The following is a 17,481-nucleotide window of genomic DNA, read 5'->3' as shown; positions in this document are numbered from 1 at the left end:
CACGCTACAGGAAACGCGCGCGTTGCTCGTCCGTCGGCACGTGGCAGGCCGTGGTGCCGAACAAGCGATAGCGGTTGCGCGCGATCCAGCGGTACAGCGGATCACGTACGGCACGCGGCACCCACGCGATAACGCCGGCAAGCCGCCACATGCCACCCAACCCGGTCAGCACGCGCTGGATGGCGTCGCTGTCGGTCCACGCGCGCTCGCCGTCGACCAGCAGGAACGATGCGGGGTTGTCCGGATCCAGTCCATGCCCCGCCAGCAACGCGCGTCCCGCTTCCGTCTGCATCGCCGCGAAACGATAGCGGCCCTCACGGTCGTGCTTCAGCAGGAAACGCACCCAGCCGTTGCACAGCACGCAGATGCCATCGAAGACGATGACCGGCACTCGCGGACTGGATGAATCCCTTGTCGTCACCCAACCTCTCCATCAGACAGGATGATTCCCCTCTCCCCGCGTGCGGGGAGAGGGTGCCAACGGCGGGTGAGGGGCGAGCGGAGCCTGCCACCCATCGCGCCACCGCACAGGCGCAACGCGCGATGCACGGACGCCCGCCCCCCGTGTCGACAAAGAGAAGCGCCCCTCATCCGCCCTCCGGGCACCTTTTCCCCGCACGCGGGGAGAAGGACCGCCATTCACTCGTTGCGTACATCCAGCCAGCCCGTGTAGTGCACCAGCAGTCCGACGAGCGGCAACGAGGCCCACACATCGAACGCGTAGCGCTCGCCATCTGCGGATTCGCGGGCACCCACGCCGGTGAACCAGCGCGCCGGCAGCGACAGGCCGAACACATGCACCCGCACGACACGCCACACGATGGCTTCGTCTTCCATGGCGAGCCGGAAACCGAACCTCGCCAGCCCGAGACGTTCGCACAGGATTTCGTCCTCGCGCCAGAGCCGCGACGGCATCGCGCGGCCACCGATGAAGCGGGTCCAGCGCTCCTCCAGTGGCGAGGCAACGATCTCCACGCACAGTGGACCCGTACCCGCCGATGGAAGGTGCGTGGCCGCCGCGAAGAACCGCGACAGCCATCCGCTGCCGCGCTCCACCTTGACCTCGCCGCGATACCGCTGCCGCCCCTGCGCGACATGCAACGCGCGCACCGGCGCCGGCAGCGTGTCGAACGCCGGTCCCAGCATCTGCGCGAACAGCGCGCTTACGGCTGCATCCATGCCAGCGTGGCGATGCGGCCGCTGCGGCCGTCGCGGCGATGGGAGAAGAAGCGCATGGGCTCGCTGATCGTGCAGAGATCGCCGCCGTGGATATCGCCCGGCGACATGCCGCGCGCGACCAGGCGCCGGCGCGCGAGCGCGGGCAGGTCGGCCAGCCAGTGATCCGGGCGCGTCGGCACGAAGCACGCTGCGGCGCCCGCGTCGTGCGCAACGAAGACATCGAACACGTCCTTCCCCACCTCATAGCGCGCCGGGCCGGCGGCGGGGCCGATCCACGCGACCAGACCGGACGACGGCGTCGTCATCGCCGCCAGCGTGGCTTCCAGCATGCCTTTCGACAGCCCGGGCCAGCCGGCGTGCGCGGCGGCGATCTCGCTGCCGTCCTTCGCGGCGAACACCACGGGCAGGCAGTCGGCGGTGAGGATGGCGAGCACCACGCCCGGCGTCGAGGTCACCAGCGCATCGGCGACAGGCTCGGCGGCATCCGGATCGGCCGGGCCGTTCACGCGCAGCACGTCGATGCCGTGGACCTGCTTCAGCCAGTGCGGCGCGGACGGCAGGCCGGCCAGTTCGACCAGTCGTGCGCGGTTGCGTGCCACGACGGCCGGATCATCGCCGTCGGCCGCGTAGCGATTGCCGAGGTTGAATGTGTCGAACGGCGCCACGGAGTACCCCGCGCCATGCCGCAGCGTGGTGAACGCCTGCACGCCCGCCGGCGCGGGCCAGTCGGCCATCACGACGGGCGCGCGGTTCACCTGCGTTGCGCCTGGCTGTCCGCGCGCAGCGCCGCCAGCAGCGCCACCATGTCCGCCGGCACCGGCGCGTTGACACGCACCGGCTCGCCGCTGACGGGATGGGCGAACTCCAGCGTCTCCGCATGCAGCGCCTGCCGGCGGAAACCGCGCAGCACCGCGATCAGCTCGTCGCTGGCGCCCTTCGGCAGCCGCAGCGGTCCACCGTACAGCGGATCGCCCACGATCGGGTACTTGATGTGCGCCATGTGCACGCGGATCTGGTGCGTGCGGCCGGTTTCCAGCCGGCATTCCAGCGCCGTGTGCGCACGGAAGCGCTCGCGCAGGCGGTAATGGGTCACCGCGTCGCGTCCGTCCTCGCGCACCGCCATCTTCAGGCGATCGCGCGGATGGCGGTCGATCGGCGCATTGGCGGTGCCGCCGGACACCATAGCCCCGACCACCACCGCCAGGTACTGGCGGTGCACGTCGCGCGAGGCCAGTTGCGCCACCAGCGAGGTATGCGCCGGCACGGTGCGCGCCACCACCATGACGCCGGACGTGTCCTTGTCGAGTCGGTGCACGATGCCCGCGCGCGGCAGCGCCGACAACGACGGGTCGCGGAACAGCAGCGCATTGACCAGCGTGCCGGTCGGATTGCCGGCGCCGGGGTGCACGACCAGGCCGGCCGGCTTGTCGAGCACGAAGACGTGGTCGTCCTCGTACAGGATGTCCAGCGGGATGTCCTCCGGCTCGGCGTGGGTCTGGGTGTCCAGCACCACGTCCAGGCTGGCGGTCTCGCCGCCGCGCACGGGGTCGCGCGGGCGCACGACCTGGCCGTCCAGCAGCGCATGGCCGGACTTGATCCACTCTGTCAGGCGCGAGCGGGAGAATTCGGGGAACAGCTCCGCCAGGGCGGCGTCGAAGCGCCGTCCGGCGGCGCTGTCGGGCACGATCGCGGTGCGGGGGGTGTCGGGGATATCGGATTCGGTCATGCTCGAGGACGTCCAGGCAGGCCATGTCCCGGTCCGTATTGGCCGAATGTTCATGGCGAAGGCGGCGCCTAGGCTATCATCGACGGCCTGTTTCCCTGCCGCGGCCTGCCGCCAGCCCATGACCCAGCGTGCCTTCCCCCGCTTCTCCCGCTCCTCCGCGACCTCCCGTCTCGTGCTGCTGGCCGTGGTCGTCGCCTTCGCCGGCACCGGCTGCGGCAAGATCTTCAAGAAGAAGGACGCGGCCGAGAACCAGCCCGTCGAGGTGCTGTACGAGGAAGGCCACCGGGCGATGGTCAACAACAACTGGGACCGCGGCCTGCTGAACTTCCGCCGCCTGATCGCCCAGTACCCGTACGGCCCGTACACCGAGCAGGCGCTGATGGAAACGGCCTACGCCGAGTACAAGGCCGGCAAGCTGGACGACGCCGTCACCACCATCGACCGCTTCATCCGCACCTACCCGACCCATCGCAACATCCCGTACATGTACTACCTGCGCGGGCTGGCCAATTCCAACCGCGACACGGTGTTCCTGCAGAAGGTGTGGCGCCTGGACGCCAGCCGCCGAGACCTGGCGACCCCGATGCAGGGCTACAACGACTTCGCCCGCGTCGCCGAGAACTACCCCAACAGCCGCTACGCCGCCGACGCGCGCCAGCGCATGATCGCGCTGCGCGACCAGTTCGCCCTGCACGAGCTGGACACCGCCATCTACTACCTTCGCCGCGATGCCTGGGTGTCGGCCGCCAGCCGTGCCCGCTACCTGCTGGAAACCTACCCGCAGAGCAGCTACCAGTACGACGCCGTCGCCGTGCTCGCCGAGGCCTATACCAAGCTGGGCAACAAGACGCTGGCCGATGACGCCAAGCGCGTGCTCGAACTCAACGATCCGCAGCACCCGTGGCTGGTCGGCAAGTTCCCGGACTACCCGTGGATGGTGCGCCGCCTGAACCCGTTCGCCGGCGAGAGGTCCAGCAACACGGTGGACCAGCGCAAGGACGACTGATCCTCCGGGCGGTCGCTGCAAGGAAAAAGGGCCGCGAGGCCCTTTTTCGTTTCCGCTGACGGGCGCCGCGCGATCACTCTGCGGCAGCGCCCTTGTCCCAGTCGAAGCGGGTGAGCACCGCCAGCTGGCGCGGCTCCATCACCCCGTTGTGCTCGATCCCGTCGATCACCCAGGTCGGGAACACGGTGACGCCGGCCGAAGCGCAAGCGGAGACCATCGGCGTATTGCGACCGCCCGGCGCGCATTCCACGTAGGGCAGCCGGTCCGCCGCATGGCCGAACGCGCGCTTCTGCCGGCTGCATTCCACGCACCACGACGCACCGTAGAAGGTCGCGCCGTAGTCGGACAGATGCTGCGCCAGCGCCTCCGCGCGCCGGCTTTCCGGCCGCTGGTGCAGCAGGCCGCTCTGGTGGACATGCAGGGCGGCGACGACCAGCAGCACCGGCACGGCCTGCACCGCCCACCAGCGGCCCCAGGCCTGGCCCGGTGCGGCGGCGGGACGACGCACCTGCAGCCACACGAACATCGCCGCGAGCACCGCCAGCGACGCCAGGCAGCCCACGCAGAACGCGTCCAGCACCAGCTTGCCCACCGCCGTCAGGTACACGCTGATCGCCAGGCCCAGCAGCACCAGCCGCCACTGCCGCTGCCAACGCAGCAGCGGCGACGCCTTGCGCGAGAGCGACACCAGCGCGACCACCGCATACAGGCCGAAACCCCACAACGCCATCGGCAGACCGAGCAGGGTGGACCAGCCGCTGCGCTGGATCGCATCGCAGCCGCCATCGCCCGTGCAGAACGCCGACGCCGAACCGCTGCCGGCCGTCCACGTAAGGTAACCGGTGATCATCAGGCCCAGTACCGCCAGCGCCAGCATCACCCTGTCGGGCGGCGTGGCCGGGCGCGGCGCGGGCGCCGCAGGGCGGTCGCGATGCGGTGAACGCTTCTTCTTCCTTGTCATTCCGGTCTCCGTCGCGCGGCCACGCTCACAGCGCGTACCTGTTGGTGATGGGATAACGGCGCTCGCGGCCGAAGGCGCGGCGCGACACCTTAGGACCGGGCGCGGCCTGGTGGCGCTTCCATTCGTTGATGCGCACCAGCCGCAGCATGCGGTCGACGGTGGCGGCATCGAAGCCGGCCGCGACGATCTCGTCGCGCGACTGCTCCTGGTCCACGTAACGGAACAGGATGGCATCCAGCACGTCGTACGGCGGCAGCGAATCCTGGTCCTTCTGGTTCTCGCGCAGCTCCGCGGACGGAGGACGGTCGATGACAGCCGGCGGGATGACCGGCGCGCCGCCGACCGTGTTGCGCCAGCGCGCGAGCGCGAACACCTCGGTCTTGTAGAGGTCCTTGATCGGCGCGTAGCCGCCGCACATGTCGCCGTAGATGGTGGCGTAGCCGACGGCGTACTCGCTCTTGTTGCCGGTGGTCAGCAGCAGCCCGCCGAACTTGTTGCTCAGCGCCATCAGGATGACGCCGCGGCTGCGCGACTGCAGGTTCTCCTCGGTGGTGTCGGCGGGCCTGTCGCCGAAGACCGGGCCCAGCGCGTCGAGGAAGCCCTTTAACGGTGCTTCGATCGAGATCGCCTCGAGTTTAACCCCGAGCGCCGCGCACTGCTCGGCCGCCAGGTCGTTGGACAGGCCGGCGGTGTAGCGCGACGGCAGCCGAACGGCGGTGATGTTGTCGGCGCCGAGTGCATCGACCGCCAGCGCCAGCACCATCGCCGAGTCGATGCCGCCGGACAGGCCCAGCCACACCTTCGAGAATCCGTTCTTGCCGCAGTAGTCGCGGATGCCGCGCACGATGGCGCGCCACGCCAGCGCGTCGCGGCTTTCGTCGCCGTCGTCCATCCATACCACCGGCGTGAACCGGCGCGTGGCGGCATCGAAGTCCACCACCAGCCACTGGTCGGTGAACGCCGCCGCCGCCGGATGCACCGTGCCGTCGCCGTCGGCGACCACGGACGCGCCGTCGAACACCACCGCGTCCTGCCCGCCCACCACGTTGAGGTAGGCCAGCGCCATGCCCGTCTCTCGCGTGCGCTCGGCGATCAGGGCATCGCGCTGCGCATGCTTGTCGCGGTCGAACGGCGACGCATTGGGTACCAGCGTCAGCACGGCGCCCGCCTCGGCGGTGTCGGCCAGCGGTTCCGGGAACCACAGGTCCTCGCAGATCACCAGGCCCAGCGGCACGCCGTTCACCTCGAAGGTGCAGGCACCGCCGTCCGGATCCACGTCGAAGTAGCGGCGCTCGTCGAACACCGCGTAGTTGGGCAGTTCGCGCTTGCGGTAGGTGGTTTCGACGGCACCGTCGCGCAGCACGCTGGCCGCGTTGTAGACCACGCTGCCCGCGCTCTGCGGCCAGCCCACCACGGCGACGATGCCGTGCGTGCCGGCGGCGATCTCGGTCAGCGCGGTTTCGCAGTCGGCCAGGAAGCGCGGCCGCAGCAGCAGGTCTTCCGGCGGATAGCCGCTCACGGCCAGTTCGGGGAACAGCACCACGTCGGCGCCGTACTCGTCGCGCGCCTCGGCGATCATGCGCCGGATGCCCGCGGTGTTCTCGGCGACGGCGCCGACCGGGAAGTCGAACTGCGCCATGGCGATGCGGAGGGTCTGGGTCATTCGGACTCCATCAAGGTAATTCGATGGCATATCCGGCTTCGCGTTGCGCGCGGATGGCCCAGACATGCACGACATCGGTGAGGGGTTGATAGGTGTACAGCACCACGTAGCCGCGCGAATCGCGTCCGATCACCAGTTCCCGCCAAGGGCCCTGGTACGGGCGGCCGATCAGCGGATTGTCTGCCAGGGCATCGATGCCCAGGTAGATCGCGGCGAACCGCGCCTCGGCGTCAGCCGCTTCGTGCTCCCACAGATGCTCGATGATGCGCGCGGCATCGTCGGCGACCCGCTCGGCCAGCAGGATATGCGCCACGGATCAACGATCCACCTTCTTCGCGACGGGACGCGGCGGGTGCTCCCCCCTTGCCAGCCGGAGCATGTAGTCACGCATCTCGTCCCAAGGCACCGCCCTGCCGGTCTGCTCGAAATCCTCCTTACGCCGCAGCGCTTCGGCGTAGAACTCATCGCGGCGCTCCTGCGCCTCGGTCTTTTCGGCGATGGCCTCGAGGATGAAGCTGTGGGTACTGGCCCCGCTGCGCTGCGCTGCGCGCGCGACGCGCGCCTTCAGATCTTCAGGCAGACGGATGGTGGTCGTGGACATGGCTCGACTCCGACGTGGACGGGCCGCGCCACTGTAGCACAAGAGCGCTACACGCTTTCTTGCCATAAAGAAAGCCGCCCGAAGGCGGCTTCCCGCGTGACGCCCGACCGCGAGGCTTACTTCACCAGCTTCGCAATCGCCGCGCCCAGGTCACCTGGCGAACGGACGGTGACGACGCCCGCGGCTTCCATCGCCGCGAACTTGCCTTCGGCCGTGCCCTTGCCGCCCGAGGCGATCGCACCCGCGTGGCCCATGCGCTTGCCGGCCGGGGCCGAGGCACCGGCGATGAAGCCGACGACCGGCTTCTTCACGTGGTGCTTGATGTACTCGGCGCCGGCTTCCTCGGCATCGCCGCCGATCTCGCCGACCATGATGATGCCTTCGGTCTGCGGATCTTCGTTGAACAGCTTGAGGCAGTCGACGAAGTTCAGGCCGTTGATCGGGTCGCCGCCGATGCCGATGCAGGTCGACTGGCCCAGGCCCACTTCGGTGGTCTGCTTGACCGCTTCATAGGTCAGCGTGCCGGAGCGCGACACGATGCCGATCTTGCCCGGCATATGAATATGGCCCGGCATGATGCCGATCTTGCACTCGCCCGGGGTGATGACGCCGGGGCAGTTCGGGCCGACCAGCACGGTGTCGGGATGGGCGCGGGTCAGCACGTTCTTGACGCGCAGCATGTCCAGCACCGGGATGCCCTCGGTGATGCAGACGATGACCTTGATGCCGGCCGCGGCCGCTTCGAGGATCGCGTCGGCCGCGAACGGCGGCGGCACGTAGATGACGGAGGCGTCGGCGCCGGTGCTCCTGACCGCATCGGCGACGGTGTCGAACACCGGCAGGTCGATGTGGGTGGTGCCGCCCTTGCCGGGGGTGACGCCGCCGACGACCTGGGTGCCGTACTCGATCATCTGGGTGGCGTGGAAGGTGCCCTGCTGGCCGGTGAAGCCCTGCACGATCACCTTGGTGTTCTTGTTGATCAGAACGCTCATGGAATCTGTCTTCCTGTAGGGCGGGCCCTGGCCCGCCGTCTTGATGTCTGGATCGGTCGATGGCGGGCCGGGGCCCGCCCTGCGACACGCGTGGGATCAGGCGGCGGCCTTGACCGCTTCAACGACCTTCTTGGCGCCGTCGTTGATGTTGTCGGCCGGGATGATGGCCATGCCGCTGTCGCGCAGCAGCTGCTTGCCTTCTTCCACGTTGGTGCCTTCCAGGCGCACGACCACCGGCACCTTGACGCCCACTTCCTTCACCGCGGCGATGATTCCCTCCGCGATCATGTCGCAGCGGACGATGCCGCCGAAGATGTTGACGAAGATGCCTTCGACCTTGTCCGAGGACAGGATCAGCTTGAACGCTTCGATCACGCGCTGCTTGTTGGCGCCGCCGCCCACGTCCAGGAAGTTCGCCGGCTCGCCGCCGTTGAGCTTGATGACGTCCATGGTGGCCATGGCCAGGCCCGCGCCGTTGACCATGCAGCCGATGTTGCCGTCCATGGTCACGTAGTTGATGTCCATCTCCGAGGCCAGCACTTCGGTCTCGTCTTCCTGGCTCTTGTCGCGCATGGCGACCAGGTCCTTGTGGCGGAAGCTGGCGTTGTCGTCGCTGTTGAACTTGCCGTCCAGCGCGTACAGGTTGCCGTCGTCCAGGATGGCGAGCGGATTGATCTCGACCAGCGCCAGGTCCTTCTCGTTGAAGATGCGGTACAGGTTCACCATGATGCTGGCGAACTGGCCGGCCTGCTTGGCGGTCAGGCCCATCTTGAAGCCGAACTCGCGGCCCTGGTACGGCTGCACGCCTTCGACGAAGTCGACGTTGAGCGTGTGGATCTTGTCTGGCGTCTCGGCCGCCACCTGCTCGATCTCCACGCCGCCCTCGGACGAGGCGATGTAGGTGATGGTGCGGGTGCCGCGGTCGACCAGCACCGACAGGTACAGCTCCTTGACGATCTCGCCGGCGGTGGTCACCAGCACCAGGTTGACCGGCAGTTCGACGCCGGCGGTCTGGTAGGTGGCCATCTTGGTGCCGAGCATCTTGCCGGCGGCCGCCTTCACGTCATCGACGGTCTTGCAGAACTTGACGCCGCCGGCCTTGCCGCGACCGCCCGCGTGGATCTGGGCCTTGACCATCCAGGGGCCGTTGCCTAGGGACTGGGCGGCCGCGACCGCTTCGTCTGCCGTGGCCGCGACTTTGCCGGCCGGGACCGGGATGCCGTACTCGGCCAGCAGCTGCTTGGCCTGATATTCGTGGAAATTCATGCGTCACCGTGGGTAGGGAACAGAAGACATCGCCCGGGCCGGGGCCCCGGGGGCGGCGGCTGGGCGAGCCCCCTATTGTCGCCGACGCGGCCGGGGGGCGCAAAACCCGGGGTCTAAGCCTTTGGTGGCAAAGGCGCGACCGGGCGCGGCGCCGGCCCGCATGCCTATACTGTGCCCCTCGCTACAGGGGAAGTACGCGTTTGCGCCAGGCCCAGTCGCTCCTGTCCCGCATCGAATCGGTCCCGCGCCGCGAGCTGTACTTCTTCGCGCTCTACCGGGTGCTGGAAGCCGGCATCCTGGCGGCGCTGATGTTCAGCCCGCTGGGCAGTGTGCTGGGCCAGCCCCGCCACCCGGACCTCGGCGCGGCGGTCGCCATCGCCTACCTGGTGATGGCGCTGGTGTTCCTCTTCGTCGGCCGCAGCGTGCAGTGGCTGGTCTGGATCGTCTTCAGCAGCGTCTGCATCGACATCGTCGTCGCCGCCCTGATCACCCATGCCCTGCCCAACGCCACCGCCGGCGTGGCGATGATGCTGCTGTTCAACGTCTCGGCGGCGGCGCTGCTGCTGCCGTCCACGCGGATGGCGCTGATCGTGGCGCTCATGGCCATCGCCGGCCTGTTCGGGGAATACCTGGTCACCGCCTTCCATGACCAGAGCGAGAGCCGCTCGCTGGCCGAGGTCATCATGTTCGCGGTCAGCTACCTGGCCCTGGCCTACCTGGCGCACCAGGCCGGCCAGAAGGCGCGCCACAGCCAGGCACTGGCGGAGAAGCGCGGCGAGGAAGTGGCCAACCTGTTCGAGGTCAACGAACTGATCATCCGCCGCATGCGCACCGGCGTGCTGGTGGTGGATGCCGACAACCACATCAAGCTGGCCAACGAGGCCGCCAGCCTGCTGCTCGGCGAAGGCGGCGACGGCCAGGGTGCCGATGGCCAGGGCGTCTCGCTGCTGCATGCCGCGCCGGAGCTCGCCCGCCGCCTGCAGCGCTGGCGCAACGGCTGGCAGACCGACGAAACGCCGATGCAGCTCACCCCCGACCAGCCGGAAGTGCAGCCGCGCTTCGCCCGCCTGCTGGCCGACAGCGAGACCTCGCTGATCTTCCTGGACGACGCCACGGTGGTCTCGCGCCGGGCCGAATCGCTGACGCTGGCGGCGCTGGGCCGCTTCTCGGCCAGCCTGGCGCACGAGATCCGCAATCCGCTGGCCGCCATCAACTATGCCGTGCAGCTGCTGGAGGAATCCCCGCACGTCAACGACGGCGATCGCCGGTTGCTGCAGATCATCCACCAGCAGTGCCAGCGCACCAACGGCATCGTCGAGAGCGTGCTGGGCCTGGCCCGTCGCGAGCGCGCCACGCCCGAGCACGTGGACCTCAACGTGTTCGTCCGCCGCTTCGTGGACGACTACCAGCAGACGCTGTCCATCGAGACCGACACGCTGGAGACCATCATCGGCGCCCGACCGGTGCCGGCGCTGGTCGATCCGCGCCACCTGCAGCAGGTGGTGACGGTGCTGGTGCAGAACGCGCTGAACTACGGCCGCCTGCCGGGCGAGTCCGCGCGCATCCGTGTCCGCGTCTTCAACGCGGAAGGCCGCCCCACCATCGACGTGATGGACCGCGGCCCCGGCATCCCCGAGGCAGTGGCGGCGCAGCTGTTCCGTCCGTTCTTCACCACCTCCGAGCACGGCACCGGCCTGGGGCTCTACATCGCCCGCGAACTGTGCCGGGCCAACCAGGCCACGCTGGAATACGTCCCGGTGCCCGGCGGCGGCGCATGCTTCCGCGTCACCCTGCCCGGGCCGCATGCCTTGTTGCCCGCTTAGTCACGCAGGAACCGCTGTTGTAGGAGCGGGCCATGCCCGCGATGCTTTCCAGGGGGCGCGCAAAGAGCATCGCGGGCATGGCCCGCTCCTACAAAGGCACCTCTCGTATCGCGGGCATGGCCCGCGGCTGCAGGCGTCCTGGCAATCTCATGTACACCGAGCCTTCGCCTACCATGTTTAACATTCACTGGGTACACTGCCGGCACAGGGGCAGTAGGGGGAATGCATGAATCAAAGCCGTAGCGCCCTGATCGTCGACGACGAACGCGATATCCGTGAACTGCTGACGCTGACGCTGGGCCGCATGGGCCTGCGCATCGACACCGCCGCCAATCTCGGCGAGGCCCGCGAGCTGCTGGGCCGCAACACCTACGACCTGTGCTTCACCGACATGCGCCTGCCCGACGGCAACGGCATCGACCTGGTCGGCGAGATCGCACGAAACTACCCGAATACCCCGGTCGCCATGATCACCGCGTTCGGCAACATCGAGCTGGCGGTGGAAGCGCTGAAGGCCGGCGCCTTCGACTTCGTTAGCAAGCCGGTGGATCTGACCGTCCTGCGCGGGCTGGTGAAGCATGCGCTGGAACTGAACAACAGCGAGCGCGCCCCGCCGGCCCCGCCGCCGCCGGAGCAGGCCAGCCGCCTGCTCGGCGCGTCGGCCGCGATGGACGGCCTGCGCGAGACCATCGGCAAGGTCGCCCGCAGCCAAGCGCCGGTCTACATCATGGGCGAGTCCGGCACCGGCAAGGAGCTGGTCGCGCGCACCATCCACGAGCAGGGCGCGCGCGCGTCCGGTCCGTTCATCCCGGTCAACTGCGGCGCGATCCCGGCCGAACTGATGGAAAGCGAGTTCTTCGGCCACAAGAAGGGCAGCTTCACCGGTGCCCACGCCGACAAGCAGGGCCTGTTCCAGGCCGCCAATGGCGGCACGCTGTTCCTGGACGAGGTGGCCGAGCTGCCGTTGCCGATGCAGGTGAAGCTGCTGCGCGCCATCCAGGAGAAGGCGGTGCGCCCGGTCGGCGCCTCCGGCGAGGTGCAGGTGGACGTGCGCATCCTGTCGGCGACGCACAAGGATCTGGGCGAGCTGGCCGCCGACGGCCGTTTCCGCCACGACCTGTACTACCGCATCAATGTCATCGAGCTGCGGGTGCCGCCGCTGCGCGAGCGCACCGGCGACCTGGCGCAGCTGACCACCGCCATCCTGGAGCGGCTGGCCGCCCAGCACGGGCGGATGGCGCCGTCGGTGTCGCCCGAGGCGATGGAGGCGCTGGGGCGCTATCCGTTCCCCGGCAACGTGCGCGAGCTGGAGAACATCCTGGAGCGGGCGCTGGCCATGTCCGAGGGCCACAGCATCGAGATCGACGACCTCTACCTGCCGCAGGCGCCGGCCGGCAAGAAGTTCGGCGGCGACTTCAGCCCGGGCGAGGTGGTCCGCGACGCGCCGGGCGCCGTCGACGTGGACCCGGCCGCAGGCGCGCTGCCGGACTACATCGAGCAGCTGGAGCGCGCGGCCATCCAGAAGGCGCTGGAAGAGAACCGCTGGAACAAGACCAAGGCGGCCGCCCAGCTGGGCATCACCTTCCGGGCGCTGCGCTACAAGCTGAAGAAGCTGGGGATGGAGTAGGTCGCTCAAGGGCTTGCGCCAGACCGTATATATACGTCTCGATGCAAGCGTGCGGCGCATCCCACAGTGACCCGACTGACCCTTTGCGTCACTTTCTGACGCAAAGGGTCATGTAACCAAAGGGGTGTCAGGGAATCGGCGCGTGCCGGCTCCGAAAGCCTGTTCGTCAATCTGTGACACGAACCGGGATTGAACGCATTCCCCGATACACATCGCAAAAGAATGATGCGATAGTCCCGCCCGACTTCGGTGTCAGGGTTTCCTCCCGGGGAAGTGTGGGGGAATCGCTGGGGGTATCAGAAGTTGGCACGCATCCTGCTCTACACACCTGCACGCGTCGTATCGCTGTACGCGGCGCCCACGGTCCATGTAGGGACACGGGGCTTGTGTCCCACAACCATCAAGCCAATCCTGAAAGGGGAACTAGCATGAAGAAGAACGCCCAGGGCTTCACCCTGATCGAACTGATGATCGTCGTCGCCATCATCGCCATCCTGGCCGCCATCGCGCTGCCGGCGTACCGCGACTACACCCAGCGCTCGGCCAACAGCGCCTGCCTGGCCGAAGCCAAGGCCTACATCAACACCGCCGTGGCCGATGCGGCCGATGACCGTGCTCCGACCGCTTTCGTCCCCGCCGCCTGCGAATCGGGCGCCACCGCGACCCAGGCCGATTACGACAGCGGTAACGATATCGACTTCGTCGCCAAGGTCCGTGGCAACTCCAGCATCAAGCGCGACACCAGCTGCAACGTGGGTTCGGGTACCTGCAGCCTGCAGTAATCCCTGCAAGCGCAGGCAGTCCGGTACTGCCTGCCCTCCTGCGAAAAGCGCCGCAAGGCGCTTTTCGCTTTTCCGGCCCTTGGCCGGCCACCTCGCTGCCCAGGACCCTGCATGCTCGCCGCGCCCCGCCGATTCGCGCTTGCCAGCCTGGCCGTCGCCCTGGTCGCCAGCCTGGCGTTCTGGTTCGGACTGCCGGGCATGTTCGTGTTCGACGACATCCCCAACCTCGTCAACAACGCCAGCATCCACCTGACCCGGCTGGATGTACGCGCCCTGTTGGACGTGGTGGCAACCCCGCAGGTGTCCGGCTCCATGCGTGGGCTGCCGACGCTCACGTTCGCGCTGGATTACTGGCGCGCCGGCGGCGCGGACCCGGCCGCTTTCCGCACCACCAATATCGTCATCCATGCGCTGACCGCCTGCGCGCTGGCCTGGTTGTTCCGCAGCCTGCTGCTGGCCGCCGCCGTGAATCCCAAGAAGGCGAATGCGATGGCCTGCGCGCTGGCGCTGGCTTGGGCGCTGCACCCGTTGCAGGTGTCGGCCGTGCTGTACGTGGTGCAGCGCCTGCAGACGATGGGCACGCTGTTCCTGGTGCTGGCGCTGCTGGCGTACCTGCACGCGCGGCAGGCGCAGTTGCAGGGACTCCCGGGACGGTCGGGCCTGCTGGCCTGCGCCTTTTCGTGGGTACTGGCGCTGGGCTGCAAGGAAGACTCGGTGCTGCTGCCCGTCTACACGCTGGCGCTGGAATTGACCGTGCTGCGCTTTGCCGCCGCCGATGCGCGCATCACGAAGGCATTGCGCCGTGGCTATCTGGTGGCTGTACTGGCAGGCGCGGCAGCCTACGTGCTATGGGTGATCCCGCACTACTGGCGTTGGGACACTTATTCCGGCCGTGATTTCTCGACTTGGGAACGCCTGCTGACCCAACCCCGGGTTTTGTGCATGTACCTGTGGCAGATCCTGCTGCCGCTGCCCCGGCACATGCCTTTCTACTACGACTGGGTGCAGCCCTCCCGCAGCCTGTTGCACCCATGGACGACCTTGCCTGCTCTGGCCCTGGTGGCGGGGTTGCTGGTGCTGGCCTGGCGCCTGCGCCTGCGTCGACCGTTGTTTGCGCTGGGCGTATTGCTGTTTTTCGGCGCGCATGCGATCACCAGCAACGTGGTGGGGCTGGAACTGGCCTTCGAGCATCGCAATCACTTCGCCCTGATCGGTGCGGTGCTGGCGGTGGGCAGTCTGCTCGCAGGCGTTGGCGAGCGGTTCCGCATGCGTCCGCTGGCGCAGACCGGCCTGTGCGCGGCACTGCTACTTGCCTTGGGCAGCGCCACCGCGATGCGCTCGCACGACTGGCGCAGCAATGTGTCGTTGGCCAAGGCCAGCACGCAGGCTGCCCCTGGCTCGCCCCGCGCCTGGATCGAACTGTGCGATGCGTATTTCATTGCCGGTGGCGGCGTCCAGACGCGGCCCAACCCGCACTTGGACGCTGCCATCGGCGCCTGCGCCTCCGGCGCCGAGGCGGCGCCGGGCTCGCTCAACAGCTTGGTGCTGCTGACGGTGCTCAAAACAATCCGCGGCGACGTGTCCACGCAGGACTGGGCGCGCGTACAGGGGCGGCTGAATACCGTGCACATGAGTTGGGACAACGCGCGGGCACCCCTGATCCTCACCCACTACGCCAGCCTTGGCGTGCCGCTGGACCGGCAGCAGGTGTTGCAGGCACTGGCCACGCTGGAGCAGCGGAGCGATCCGAATCCGTCCAAGCTGGTGTACATCGGCGACAGTCTGATGAAGGCCTGGTCCGAGCCGGACCTGGCCATGCCCTATTACCTGAAGGCGATCGCGCGCATCCCGCCGGGCGATCCGTTTGCCGGTGAGCTGGCCGCCGACTTGCGCGACAAGGGCAGGCCGGACCTGGCCCGGATCATCGAGCAGGCCGGATGGTCCACCAAGCAGCCGGTCCCTGCCGCGCCTCCCTCGCCCTGATCCATGTCCATGACGCTGACCCCCATACGTTTCCCGCTCCTCGCCCTGCTGGCGGGAGCGCTGGCTGCCGCGCTATTCCTGCCCGGGCTGGGCGGCGGCTTCTTGCTGGACGACGTGCAGACCATCGTGCAGAACTGGCTGATCCGGGTGGACCGGCTGGACGGCAACGCACTGCTGGATGCGGCGTCGAGTTTCCATGCCGGTGGCGGATCGCGTCCGCTGGCGATGCTGAGCTTCGCGCTGGATTACTGGCGCGGCGGCGGCGTGGACGCGGCCACGTTCAAGGCCACCAACCTGGTGATCCATGGGCTGACGACGGTTGCCTTGGCACTGTTGCTGCGCCGCGTGCTGGCGCTGGCCGGCTGGTCCGCGCAGCGCGCGGCGGTCGGCGCACTGCTGATGGCGTTGGCCTGGGCGGTGCATCCGCTGCAGGTGTCTTCCGTGCTGTATGTCGTGCAGCGCATGCAGACGCTGTCCACCCTGTTCCTGGTGCTGGCGCTGTGGGCATACCTAGGCCTGCGGCAGGCACAGATGGCCGGCCAACGCGCCTGGCTGCAAGGACTGCTGGCGCTGGCGTTCTGGGTACTGGCGCTGGCGAGCAAGGAAGATGCCGCCATGCTGCCCGCCTACTGCCTGCTGCTGGAGGTGACGGTGCTGCAGTTCCGTGCCGCACAACCGTGGCGCGAGCGGTCGCTACGGCGGACCTGGCTGCTGGCTGTACTGGCGGGGGTGGCCCTCTACCTGCTGTGGGCCGTACCGCATTACTGGCGATGGCAAGCTTATGCGGGGCGCGACTTCAGCAGCCTGGAGCGCCTGCTGACCCAGGGCCGGGTATTGGCAATGTATCTGGGCCAGATCGTGCTGCCGCTGCCCGACCGGATGCCGTTCCACTACGACACGCTGGTCATTTCGCGCGGGCTGATGCGACCGGCGACCACGCTGCCGGCATTGCTGCTGGTAGTGGCGCTGGTCGGGTGGGCCTGGGCATGGCGCAGGCGCCGGCCGGTGTTCGCCTTCGGCGTGCTGCTGTTTTTCGCGGGGCACTTCATCACCAGCAACGTGATCGGACTGGAACTGGCCTTCGAGCACCGCAACCACTTCGCCCTGATCGGCGCGATCGTGGCATTGGGGGACCTGCTGGCCGCTGCCGCGCAGCACTGGCGCGTCCCGCCCCGCTGGTGCGCCGTCATTGCCGGCATCCTGCTGGCGGGCCTGTGCGTGAGCGGCGCCATGCGCGCCTATGCTTGGGGCGACCCGATCCGTCTCGCCCACTACCATGCGCGGATCGCGCCAGACTCGTCACGGGCCTGGCTTGAACTGGGCGGCGCCTATTTCGACCTGGCAGGCAAGCGCGCCGGCAAGGACAGTCCCTACCTTGCGCTGGCCATCGAGGCCGTCGAAGACGGTGCGGCCCAAACGGACTCGACTTCGGCCTTCTCCAACATCGTCACCTACAAAAGCATCCAAGGCACGGTAACCCGAGGGGACTGGGACCGGCTGGCGCAGCGGCTGGAGACTGCGCGGATGACGCCGCCCACCCGCAATATCCTGTGGACCACCCTCAAGAACCTGCGGGCGGGAGTCGGGCTGGACGAAACCCAGGCCATGCGGGTGATCGAGATCATCGGTCGGCGCGCCGCGTTTTCGCCCGCCGAATCCCTACACATCGGCCATTTCATCCTGTCCTCGGTGCCGGCGCAACGGCAACACGCGTTGCCGTGGTTCGTCCGTGCCGCTGGCGACCTGCCGGTGGGAGATTCCCGCATCATTGCACTGGCCAGCAAATGGGAACGGGAAGGCCAGACGGACTGGGCCGCCGCCGTCAGGCAGGCAAATGCGGCGGGTCGTCACACAATGGAGGAATGATTGGCC

The 17,481-nt window shown here is 68.3% G+C and carries 16 protein-coding genes; 6 read left to right on the top strand and 10 right to left on the bottom strand.

What is annotated here, in order from left to right; translation table 11 throughout:
• Nucleotides 1-4: 4 nt before the first annotated feature.
• From VGN58_RS03545 to rluD, 4 genes are all read right to left on the bottom strand, one after another.
• Nucleotides 5-421, bottom strand: coding sequence for a thiol-disulfide oxidoreductase DCC family protein (locus VGN58_RS03545; RefSeq protein ID WP_327481679.1), 417 nt, complete (start codon nucleotides 419-421; stop codon nucleotides 5-7).
• Nucleotides 422-639: 218 nt separating this feature from the next.
• Nucleotides 640-1,179, bottom strand: coding sequence for a DUF4166 domain-containing protein (locus VGN58_RS03540; protein WP_327481677.1), 540 nt, complete (start codon nucleotides 1,177-1,179; stop codon nucleotides 640-642).
• Nucleotides 1,164-1,913, bottom strand: coding sequence for a peptidoglycan editing factor PgeF (pgeF, locus tag VGN58_RS03535; protein WP_327482066.1), 750 nt, complete (start codon nucleotides 1,911-1,913; stop codon nucleotides 1,164-1,166). Before pgeF ends, VGN58_RS03540 begins: the two co-directional genes overlap by 16 nt.
• A 17-nt stretch (nucleotides 1,914-1,930) precedes the next feature.
• Entirely contained in the window at nucleotides 1,931-2,905 is a 975-nt protein-coding gene (gene rluD, locus VGN58_RS03530) for a 23S rRNA pseudouridine(1911/1915/1917) synthase RluD (RefSeq protein ID WP_327481675.1), read from the bottom strand.
• Nucleotides 2,906-3,023: 118 nt separating this feature from the next.
• Between rluD and VGN58_RS03525 the strand changes: the two genes are divergently transcribed.
• A complete protein-coding gene (locus VGN58_RS03525; RefSeq protein ID WP_327481673.1) occupies nucleotides 3,024-3,911 on the top strand; it encodes an outer membrane protein assembly factor BamD in 888 nt (295 codons plus the stop codon).
• 73 nt (nucleotides 3,912-3,984) lie between these two features.
• On the opposite strand, the gene VGN58_RS03520 is transcribed toward VGN58_RS03525, so the two are convergent.
• The 6 genes from VGN58_RS03520 to sucC all read right to left on the bottom strand — a co-directional run bounded on the left by VGN58_RS03520 (nucleotide 3,985) and on the right by sucC (nucleotide 9,394).
• Nucleotides 3,985-4,872: a vitamin K epoxide reductase family protein gene (locus VGN58_RS03520; protein ID WP_327481671.1), complete on the bottom strand. Its 888-nt coding sequence runs from the start codon at nucleotides 4,870-4,872 to the stop codon at nucleotides 3,985-3,987.
• A gap of 25 nt (nucleotides 4,873-4,897) precedes the next feature.
• Nucleotides 4,898-6,535 carry an NAD+ synthase gene (locus tag VGN58_RS03515; protein ID WP_327481669.1) on the bottom strand — a complete coding sequence of 546 codons (1,638 nt, stop codon included), beginning with the start codon at nucleotides 6,533-6,535 and terminating at the stop codon, nucleotides 4,898-4,900.
• Between the two features lie 10 nt (nucleotides 6,536-6,545).
• Entirely contained in the window at nucleotides 6,546-6,848 is a 303-nt protein-coding gene (locus tag VGN58_RS03510; protein ID WP_327481667.1) for a type II toxin-antitoxin system RelE/ParE family toxin, read from the bottom strand.
• 3 nt (nucleotides 6,849-6,851) lie between these two features.
• The gene (locus tag VGN58_RS03505) at nucleotides 6,852-7,136 is read right to left on the bottom strand and encodes a CopG family ribbon-helix-helix protein (RefSeq protein ID WP_327481665.1); all 285 of its coding nucleotides are present in this window, start codon (nucleotides 7,134-7,136) and stop codon (nucleotides 6,852-6,854) included.
• Between the two features lie 116 nt (nucleotides 7,137-7,252).
• On the bottom strand, nucleotides 7,253-8,128 hold the full coding sequence (sucD, locus tag VGN58_RS03500) for a succinate--CoA ligase subunit alpha (RefSeq protein ID WP_327481663.1): 876 nt from the start codon (nucleotides 8,126-8,128) through the stop codon (nucleotides 7,253-7,255).
• 96 nt (nucleotides 8,129-8,224) lie between these two features.
• Nucleotides 8,225-9,394 (bottom strand): ADP-forming succinate--CoA ligase subunit beta, encoded by a 1,170-nt coding sequence (gene sucC / locus VGN58_RS03495; protein WP_185896918.1) that lies wholly within the window; start codon nucleotides 9,392-9,394, stop codon nucleotides 8,225-8,227.
• 200 nt (nucleotides 9,395-9,594) lie between these two features.
• Here sucC and VGN58_RS03490 point away from each other — a divergent pair, with 200 nt between their 5' ends.
• From VGN58_RS03490 to VGN58_RS03470, 5 genes are all read left to right on the top strand, one after another.
• Nucleotides 9,595-11,217, top strand: a complete 1,623-nt coding sequence (locus tag VGN58_RS03490; protein ID WP_327481658.1) for a sensor histidine kinase — start codon at nucleotides 9,595-9,597, stop codon at nucleotides 11,215-11,217.
• A gap of 226 nt (nucleotides 11,218-11,443) precedes the next feature.
• A complete protein-coding gene (locus VGN58_RS03485) occupies nucleotides 11,444-12,844 on the top strand; it encodes a sigma-54 dependent transcriptional regulator (RefSeq protein WP_327481656.1) in 1,401 nt (466 codons plus the stop codon).
• Nucleotides 12,845-13,272: 428 nt separating this feature from the next.
• Entirely contained in the window at nucleotides 13,273-13,626 is a 354-nt protein-coding gene (locus VGN58_RS03480; protein ID WP_327481654.1) for a prepilin-type N-terminal cleavage/methylation domain-containing protein, read from the top strand.
• A 111-nt stretch (nucleotides 13,627-13,737) separates the two neighbouring features.
• Nucleotides 13,738-15,609: a hypothetical protein gene (locus tag VGN58_RS03475; protein WP_327481652.1), complete on the top strand. Its 1,872-nt coding sequence runs from the start codon at nucleotides 13,738-13,740 to the stop codon at nucleotides 15,607-15,609.
• A 9-nt stretch (nucleotides 15,610-15,618) separates the two neighbouring features.
• Nucleotides 15,619-17,475 (top strand): hypothetical protein, encoded by a 1,857-nt coding sequence (locus tag VGN58_RS03470; protein ID WP_327481650.1) that lies wholly within the window; start codon nucleotides 15,619-15,621, stop codon nucleotides 17,473-17,475.
• Nucleotides 17,476-17,481: the final 6 nt, after the last annotated feature.

Source organism: Pseudoxanthomonas sp. (genome assembly GCF_035999195.1).
GTDB lineage: Bacteria > Pseudomonadota > Gammaproteobacteria > Xanthomonadales > Xanthomonadaceae > Pseudoxanthomonas_A.
Note: the sequence above shows the minus strand (reverse complement) of the source record. Positions and strands in the feature narration are given on the sequence as shown.

Bases quoted from the DNA above. Each gene is read 5' to 3' on its own strand.
- VGN58_RS03520 (WP_327481671.1), bottom strand. From the start codon at position 4,872: ATGACAAGGAAGAAGAAGCGTTCACCGCATCGCGACCGCCCTGCGGCG.
- VGN58_RS03480 (WP_327481654.1), top strand. From the start codon at position 13,273: ATGAAGAAGAACGCCCAGGGCTTCACCCTGATCGAACTGATGATCGTC.
- VGN58_RS03515 (WP_327481669.1), bottom strand. From the start codon at position 6,535: ATGACCCAGACCCTCCGCATCGCCATGGCGCAGTTCGACTTCCCGGTC.
- VGN58_RS03540 (WP_327481677.1), bottom strand. From the start codon at position 1,179: ATGGATGCAGCCGTAAGCGCGCTGTTCGCGCAGATGCTGGGACCGGCG.
- pgeF (WP_327482066.1), bottom strand. From the start codon at position 1,913: ATGGCCGACTGGCCCGCGCCGGCGGGCGTGCAGGCGTTCACCACGCTG.
- rluD (WP_327481675.1), bottom strand. From the start codon at position 2,905: ATGACCGAATCCGATATCCCCGACACCCCCCGCACCGCGATCGTGCCC.
- sucD (WP_327481663.1), bottom strand. From the start codon at position 8,128: ATGAGCGTTCTGATCAACAAGAACACCAAGGTGATCGTGCAGGGCTTC.
- VGN58_RS03525 (WP_327481673.1), top strand. From the start codon at position 3,024: ATGACCCAGCGTGCCTTCCCCCGCTTCTCCCGCTCCTCCGCGACCTCC.
- VGN58_RS03470 (WP_327481650.1), top strand. From the start codon at position 15,619: ATGACGCTGACCCCCATACGTTTCCCGCTCCTCGCCCTGCTGGCGGGA.
- VGN58_RS03485 (WP_327481656.1), top strand. From the start codon at position 11,444: ATGAATCAAAGCCGTAGCGCCCTGATCGTCGACGACGAACGCGATATC.
- sucC (WP_185896918.1), bottom strand. From the start codon at position 9,394: ATGAATTTCCACGAATATCAGGCCAAGCAGCTGCTGGCCGAGTACGGC.
- VGN58_RS03475 (WP_327481652.1), top strand. From the start codon at position 13,738: ATGCTCGCCGCGCCCCGCCGATTCGCGCTTGCCAGCCTGGCCGTCGCC.
- VGN58_RS03505 (WP_327481665.1), bottom strand. From the start codon at position 7,136: ATGTCCACGACCACCATCCGTCTGCCTGAAGATCTGAAGGCGCGCGTC.